Genomic DNA, 7,892 nt, shown 5'->3' on the forward strand with positions numbered 1-7,892 from the left:
GCAGTCTCAGTAATTTACAACGTTCAAAAATGAAAAGTATCCAAATCTTCAACTAAATGAACTCTTTCCTTAAGCTTTACAGGTAATGAATCGTGCACAGCTTGATAAGGCTCACCATCCGACCTGTGTACGACCACAACGTCTCCTATGCGCTCGGTATCATAATACTGTAGTAAATCTTCTAAAGCAGTGTGATTATGTGTAACACTTGAGGCGAATGTCGCTTCATGAATTAATATATTAATGTCACCCATTTTTTTAATTGTTTCATTAGGCGTACTATCAGCAGAATATACAATTGCTTTCTTACCTAATATAAACTTATAGCCTACCGTATCAACAGAATGATGAGCTGGAAAAGGAGAGACCATTACATCTTGCTCTTCAATAACCGGCTCTAACAATCTTCTACTAAATGGCATAACTTTCACTTCAAACTCCGCCTGCCAAGATGTAAAACCAATCGTCTCCAACCACTTATTCACGATCGATTCGTCTGATTGTTGACAATGAATGACAAGTGGTTCTTTTCTACCCTCAAGCCACATCCCCCATAACAGAGCGGGCAATCCATAGATATGGTCAATATGAGTATGCGTGATCAACACATTCGTAATCGAATTCAGGTCAACACCTAGCTGTTTTAACTTACGGCAAGGGTTACCACTGACATCAACTAGGCAATACCCGTTATTCAATGAAACGGCAAAAGACGTATGATCTCTTTCTTCACTAGGGTATGCACTGCCGGTACCTAAGAATAATAACTCCACAAAATCACCTACTTAATCCCTGAATGCATAAAGCTCGAAACAAATTGCTTTTGGAAAATAAAGAACGCTATTAATAATGGTAGGATGACCATGACCGTTCCAGCAGAAACCATTCCCCATTGCGCACCTGTTTCATATGACTGAGCAAATAAAGCAATTCCCACCGTTAGTGGACGGTTCTCAACTGAATCGGTAATAATAAGTGGCCACATAAAGTTGCTCCAGTGCGTACTGATCGACACTAGTGAAAAAGCTATATATGTTGGCTTTGCAGCGGGTATGTATACATGTCGTAATGTTTGACACCACTTACTTCCATCCATTTTCGATGCTTCATCAAGTTCATATGGAACCTGTTTAAAAGTCTGACGTAGTAAAAACACACCAAATGCAGAAGCCCAAAATGGCAACATTACCGCTAACTTTGTATCTACTAATCCAAGTTCAGACATCACTTGGTAGTTTGGGAATAATAAAATTTCTGGCTGTATCATTAACTGAAGCAAAAACAATATAAATAAAACATTCTTACCTGGAAATTCAAATCGAGCAAACGCATAAGCAGCCAATGTAATTGTAATTAACTGTACCCCCAGGATTCCAAAGACGATCACAAGCGTATTAAAATAGTATCTAAGGAATGGAGCAGCTTCCCATGCATCTACATAATTTTCAAAAGTAGGGTTCCAAGTCCAAAATGGATTACCACCACGAATAACTTCGTTGGCTGGTGAAATCGATGTAACAAACACCCATACTAAAGGCATCACAAAAACTAAACCGAAAATAATTATAGTTGTGTAATTTATAAATCGATTCATCGAAACTCCTCCTTCCTTAGTAATGTATTTTGCGGTCTGAATAGAAGTAGTTAAATGCTGTAATCGTTAATAGAATCGCAATAAGAATTACAGTTAAAACAGCTGCCTTACCTAAATCCCAGTTAGTAAATGCCACTTGATAAATATAGTAAAGTAATAGATTACTAGCATTATCAGGACCACCTTTAGTCATGATGTATAGATGGTCAACATTCTTAAATGAATTAGTAATTGCTACAATCATTACAAACAGAGTGGTTGGCATTAAAAGAGGAAATGTAATATGTCTAAACGTTTGGAAGGGTTTAGCACCTTCAATTAAAGCAGCTTCATAGACATCTCTCGGTAGATTTTGCAACCCAGCTAAAAAGAAGATCATATAAAAACCTGTATCTTTCCAAATCATCATTACGATCGTTGCCGCTAAAGCTGTATTAGGATGTCCTAATAAATTAGTATCATCAGCGCCAAAAGTACTTAAAAACTGATCAAGCAGTCCATATTGTGGTGTATAAATAAACAACCAAATATTGGCAATAGCGATTAATGGAATAACTGTAGGGTAAAAAAACGAAGTCCTTAATAATGCACTCCCTCTAAGTTTCTTGTTTAACCAAATTGCTAGGTACATCGCCAGAAGAATACTGGTCGGAACAGTCACCAATGTAAAAATAATATTATTTAATAACACTTGCCTTACAATTTCATCATTCATAACATTTACGTACTGATCTAATCCACTAAACTCTAAACGTGTTAACGGTCCACTATAAAAGCTTAGTTGAATTGATTTAATAGTAGGATAGAAGGTAAACAAAGCTAAAAATATAAATGACGGAAGTAATAGTAAATAGGCAAACATGTTCTGTTTGAAATAAAAATTAATATGCTTATTCCTCTTCTCTTTTGATTTGAACATTTTAATAACCAATCCCCTTTAATGCTGAAATAATTGAGAAACCCATAAAATAAACTTCTATGGGTTTCTCTTTAATACTTCACCATTATTCTTGATATGGTTTTAGAACTTCTTCAGCCTCTCTCTGCGCTCTTTCTAAACCTTCCTCAATACTTCGTGATCCAGTTAGGATTGACTGAATATTATCATTAAAAATCTGTTGGACTTCACCGTTTTGATATGTCGCCATTTCACTATCACCAAACTCTAACTGATCCCTTGCCACCAACGCTTCTGGGAAATCTTCAACATATTGTTGTAACCTTTCAGTTTCATAAGCGGACTCACGTGTTGCTACATAACCAGTATCAATTGACCATTGTGCTACGCGTTCTGGTTCAGTTAAGAACTCCATGAATTTAATGGCTGCGTCTCTGTTTTCATCTGGAATATCTTTAAATAGATAGATGTTTCCTCCACCAGTCGGAGTTCCATAGTGGTTGTTCGCCGGTAAGAAAGATACACCAAAGTCAAACTCAGCATTTTCCTTTACATTAGTTAAGTTACCAGTCGTATGGAACATCATGGCTGAATTTTCACTTAAGAAATTCGATGGAACTGTTGCCCATTCAATAATCCCCTTAGGCATAATTTCATGCTCATGGCTTAAATCCATCCAAAAGTTCATCGCTTCTTGAGCATGTGGAGCGTCAAAGTATGTTTCTGTTCCGTCATAACTCATAATATTATCGCCCGTTTGTAATGCTAAAGCTTGGAACATCCAGTACTGATAACCTGTACTCGGAATCTCCAGCCCCCACATATCATCAGTTGTTAGAGCTTGACCGTATTCAACCATCTCATCCCAAGTCGTCGGTGGCTGTTCAGGGTCTAAACCAGCTTCTTCAAATGCATCTTTATTGTAATAGTAAACAATAGTACTTCTTTGGAATGGTAGGCTGTATACCGAATCGTCTATGGACGAATTCGCCATAAACCCTTCATAAAAATCATCGAAATATTCTTCATCAAATATTGGTGTTAACTCTTCAATAACATCCATATCTAGTAAAGTGAATAAATCAATTGAAAACAAAACCGCGAGTTCTGGAGGGTTTCCACCCTGAACGGATGCCATGACTTGAGTCATTGTTTCTGCATAACTTCCACCAAAGTTAGCATTCACTGTAATATTTGGATTCTCTTCCTCAAACTCTTCAACAAGATCATCCACGATGTTTGCAATCGGACCACCAACTGCTACAGGAAAGTAAAAACTGATCTCTACATCTTCATCACTACCACTCTCGTCTCCACAAGCCGTAAGCACCAATGTAAGAACGACTAAAACTGACAACAACTTAACTCTCATGTTTTTCCCCCTTAAAAATTAAACTTAAAAGTTTCCAATTAAAAAACTTCATGACTTCCCCCTCCTACCTTTCTTTAAGTTATTATTTAATTTGTTTGTGTTAACAATTCTAAATGATGATTGTTAAGTGATTATTAAAATAGAGATAAGGAGATGTAAATGTATAATTCTTATAGATTGTATTAATTAACCTCATTAAAGGTTTCTACTTTGCTGAAGAAGGTCAGAAATGGATGAAGAGGGGCATCACCAAATTCTACTGAACCTATATTATGATTATTCATATTGGAAGACTCTAAGAACAATAAAAAATCCCAAAGCAAGACTACATAATCCAACCAAATTAACCATGCTTTCTTACATTAGGGATTCGCCCATTCTCTCAACAAAATTATATTGTTGTAAAAATCATTTTCTTATGACCTTCATTACTTTAAGGTGAGAAATTATGGCCTTATCAACTGGCGGAATCTACTCCATAAAACGCAAAAAAGCTCATCTCGTAAATGGAGATAAGCCTAAATGGTCATCATATTTTATTAAACTTTCTTCAAAAGCGTAAAAGACTCATGAGCGATCTGGATTCGAACGAAAATATCCGCCACCTTCTTCTACTGTTAAGTCAACTGAAGTATCTCCATCACCATCTCGCCAATAGTCATCATCTTGAGTTCCGTCACTACGCTCATATCCTTCTACTTCATGTGGTTGTAGTTTTTCCTTCGAAAAACACAGAATGTTTACTGGAAGGATTACAAAGAATGTGGTTTATTCACATGGGTGGTGTTCCACATACCATCAGGTTTGATAATTTATCGCCAGCCGTTAAGAAGATCTTAGGAAAAGGTGCACGAGAAAATTTGTATTTCCATAAAAGTAGGACATATAATCCATAACTTGTCCATACAATGTGAGTAAATACAGGTATCAAAAGTAGGAATGGAGATTACGAAATGATCAAAAAAATAGTTAAATGGATATTCAATAGTCTTCTAATCATACTGCTTTTCATCTATTTACTAGCTTTCTCCAATTTAATTCAATCTGACCAGCAAGAGACAACTTCAATATTAAGTTTCGATATTCTAAATGTCCTATCAGGTAGTATGGAACCCCATCTATCACCTGGAGATATTATCATCATAAGAAATGATTCTGAAGTTAAAGAGGGGGATGTCATTACCTTTCAGGGTAAGCAAAATAATCTCGTAACTCACCGTGTGATTGGTGTCTTCGAGAAGAACGGAATAACTCATTATGAAACAAAAGGAGATGCTAATAAGACCCCTGATCGTCAATACGTTTCCAATGAAGAAGTGATTGGGAAACTTTCATTGTCTATACCTAAAGCTGGTTATATATTGGATTTTCTGAAAGGTCCTTTTGGTGTTTTTACTTTATCTATGATTCTTTTAACCAGTTTTGGTTATAGTCCTATAAAAAAACTACTATTAACAGAAAGTGAAAACAAAACTAAAGGAGGTGAATTAAAAAACTAATTGTCAAAAAATCTATTGAAGAGATTTATTAAATAGGGAGGAATATTTATGAGAAAGAAGACAAAACTATTTATCTTACTTGGTGCTTTGGTTTTCGCCATTGCTTTATCGGGAACGATTGCTTACTTTACATCAGAGTTTTCAAGTGAGGACAACACTGCAACAGCAGCCACTTTTGATGTCGATGTCGTTAATAGTAATGGAGAAACAATTGGTAATGGAGATTTTGATCTAGGTGAAGATCTTTATCCAGGTATGGAACAAAGAGAAGTCTACTCTTTTAATATTAACAAAAACAATACTGAACTTCCTGTAGAATACAGTGTTAATTTGAATGCTAGCGGAGACTTATTCCCTAGTGATGGAGATTCTCCAGTTGTACTTACTATGGAAAGAATGATCAATGATGATTGGGAAGAAGTAGACCATTCAGAAACATTCATGCCAGAGAATGACACAGAACAATATCGAATTCTAGTTAATTGGCCTCACGGGGATAATGACATTGATTTTCAAGGAGCAACAGGTGACATTGCTTTAGAGGTGGTAGCCACACAAGTAGATGGTGAAGATAATGACGGGCCAATGTATACTGGGGAAATTGATTGGAAGTCGTCCTCATTTGATTGGAATCATCATACGACATCTAACCAAGAAATAGAATTCGAAACTAAAAGTGATGGTCTGAAAGAAATTAATGTCTATATTACAGATGATGAGAATTTCTCTGAAGCAGTTGGTGACTTTTCGATCACAGAGTATGAAGCTGGCTTGTATAGAGTCGTAAGTGAGCATGACACACATACAATGCCGAACGGCGGATGGATTGTAGAAGATGGTACCATTGATACATCAGAAGACGGTGTTGTTATTTTTTATAAACGGGACCGTTATCATAACCCTAATGTTGATAATCTTGATATCTCCATCGAATCAGATGATCTACATGATTGGTTTACGAACTAAAATTTAACTCCTATTCTAGCCTCCAAATGTGAATATAAATTAACAGGACAGCCACTCCTTACTAGGCTGTCCTTTTGGTTATAATGGAATTATTTATTCATCATCATTATATTCAGAGCGCAGATCATAATTTGTTGATGCATCTTTCACATTCCACACATTATAGAAATCATTGCTATCTTTAAAAACAAGGTAATTCTCATCCTCATATTCTCTTTCTTCAACAAATTCGACCGAATTACCCCAGTTATTATAAACTTCTTTCATATCATCAACAGTTAAATTAAGTGGTTCCTCTTCTGGGGAGATCGCTTGTTTTTGATCTAATTTCCAAGTATCCTGATCTTCTAATTTAAAATCCCATACATTTTGTATTCCACCTTGTTCGTCCATTCCCATTGGTTCGATTGACAAAAACTTAACTTGAAAATACTCTTCAGTCTGTTCAACAATTTCCAGTCTCGCGTCCACAGACTCCATTCCACTATAATACGCGTCACATTCACAAAATGTTGCAATAGTAATTGTTTCAGCTTCTTCATCCAGCATATCAGCAGTCATTACTTCGGAAAGTTCTTCTCTGACAATGCCTACTGCTTTATCGAACTCTTGATCATCTTCTCCTACTTCAACACCCCAGTTAACACCAGAAAAATCATGAAAATGGTTATCAAGAACTTGTTCGAGAATTTTCTCTTCTTCTTCCTCTCGTTGTTCTATAATTTCTCGTACCTCTTCTAAACTCAACTCGTTATTTGTTTTTTCCTCTTCGGAAGCGACCTCTTCTTCTTTTTCTTGATCATTTTCTAATGAGTCTTCTTTTTCTACAGCACTTTCCTCACATGCAGAAATCAGAAAGAATAAGCCAATTAACAAAAATATAAAATAATTCCGCAAGTCAATTCATCCCTTCATTTTCTTCACTACAAATGTGATCATAAAGATTTATAGACCACTCACACTTTTATGTATCTTAATAATAATAGTAACCTTGTAAAGGATCCTGTAAAAGGCTTTACAAGGTTACTATTAATCAATCTCTACTAAAAACATCTCTTGTGTAAACTTTATCCTTACAATCCTTTAACTCTTCCGATAACCTGTTAGCTACGATTACATCAGATATAGACTTGAATTCATCAAAATCGTTAACTACTTTTGAACCTTCGAATTCATCTTCAGTTAGTGATGGTTCATAGATGACGATCTCGACACCGTTTGATTGTAGGCGTTCAATTACACCTTGGATGGCTGATTGTCTGAAGTTATCAGAGTCTGTCTTCATCGTTAAGCGATAAATCCCGACTTTCTCAGGGTTTCTTGATAAAATTCTGTCAGCAATATGGCCTTTTCTTGTGTCATTAGCGTCGACAATTGCTGTAATGATGTTATTCGGTACATCTTCAAAGTTTGCTAATAACTGCTTTGTGTCTTTCGGTAAGCAGTAGCCACCGTAACCAAATGAAGGGTTGTTGTAATGATCTCCGATTCGAGGATCCAGACTTACCCCTTCAATGATTTGTTGTGTATCTAATTCATTGATCTCTGTATAGCTGTCTAACT

General features: G+C 36.0%; 8 protein-coding genes. 2 read left to right on the forward strand and 6 right to left on the reverse strand.

Annotated elements, in window-relative coordinates; all coding sequences use genetic code 11:
• Positions 1-23: 23 nt before the first annotated feature.
• The 4 genes from A194_RS18435 to A194_RS0112705 form a co-directional block, all read right to left on the reverse strand.
• Complete coding sequence (locus A194_RS18435) at positions 24-773, reverse strand: MBL fold metallo-hydrolase (protein ID WP_017187203.1); 750 nt, start codon at positions 771-773, stop codon at positions 24-26.
• An 8-nt stretch (positions 774-781) separates the two neighbouring features.
• Positions 782-1,594, reverse strand: coding sequence for a carbohydrate ABC transporter permease (locus tag A194_RS0112695; protein WP_017187204.1), 813 nt, complete (start codon positions 1,592-1,594; stop codon positions 782-784).
• Between the two features lie 16 nt (positions 1,595-1,610).
• Positions 1,611-2,513, reverse strand: coding sequence for a carbohydrate ABC transporter permease (locus A194_RS0112700; protein ID WP_017187205.1), 903 nt, complete (start codon positions 2,511-2,513; stop codon positions 1,611-1,613).
• 85 nt (positions 2,514-2,598) lie between these two features.
• Positions 2,599-3,864, reverse strand: coding sequence for an ABC transporter substrate-binding protein (locus A194_RS0112705; protein WP_017187206.1), 1,266 nt, complete (start codon positions 3,862-3,864; stop codon positions 2,599-2,601).
• 953 nt (positions 3,865-4,817) lie between these two features.
• Here A194_RS0112705 and A194_RS0112710 point away from each other — a divergent pair.
• Positions 4,818-5,363 (forward strand): signal peptidase I, encoded by a 546-nt coding sequence (locus A194_RS0112710; RefSeq protein WP_017187208.1) that lies wholly within the window; start codon positions 4,818-4,820, stop codon positions 5,361-5,363.
• A gap of 48 nt (positions 5,364-5,411) precedes the next feature.
• Positions 5,412-6,329, forward strand: coding sequence for a hypothetical protein (locus A194_RS0112715; protein WP_017187209.1), 918 nt, complete (start codon positions 5,412-5,414; stop codon positions 6,327-6,329).
• Between the two features lie 93 nt (positions 6,330-6,422).
• Here A194_RS0112715 and A194_RS0112720 read toward each other — a convergent pair whose 3' ends face one another.
• Together A194_RS0112720 and A194_RS0112725 are read right to left on the reverse strand one after the other, a co-directional pair.
• Positions 6,423-7,226 (reverse strand): hypothetical protein, encoded by an 804-nt coding sequence (locus tag A194_RS0112720; protein WP_029425269.1) that lies wholly within the window; start codon positions 7,224-7,226, stop codon positions 6,423-6,425.
• Positions 7,227-7,362: 136 nt separating this feature from the next.
• Positions 7,363-7,892: UDP binding domain-containing protein (locus A194_RS0112725; protein WP_017187211.1), on the reverse strand; the 530-nt coding region annotated here is incomplete at its 5' end.

The sequence above is a fragment of the Alkalibacillus haloalkaliphilus C5 genome (assembly GCF_000269905.1).
Taxonomy (GTDB): Bacteria; Bacillota; Bacilli; order Bacillales; family Alkalibacillaceae; genus Alkalibacillus; species Alkalibacillus haloalkaliphilus_A.

Bases quoted from the DNA above. Each gene is read 5' to 3' on its own strand.
- A194_RS0112695 (WP_017187204.1), bottom strand. From the start codon at position 1,594: ATGAATCGATTTATAAATTACACAACTATAATTATTTTCGGTTTAGTT.
- A194_RS0112700 (WP_017187205.1), bottom strand. From the start codon at position 2,513: ATGTTCAAATCAAAAGAGAAGAGGAATAAGCATATTAATTTTTATTTC.
- A194_RS0112705 (WP_017187206.1), bottom strand. From the start codon at position 3,864: ATGAGAGTTAAGTTGTTGTCAGTTTTAGTCGTTCTTACATTGGTGCTT.
- A194_RS0112710 (WP_017187208.1), top strand. From the start codon at position 4,818: ATGATCAAAAAAATAGTTAAATGGATATTCAATAGTCTTCTAATCATA.
- A194_RS0112715 (WP_017187209.1), top strand. From the start codon at position 5,412: ATGAGAAAGAAGACAAAACTATTTATCTTACTTGGTGCTTTGGTTTTC.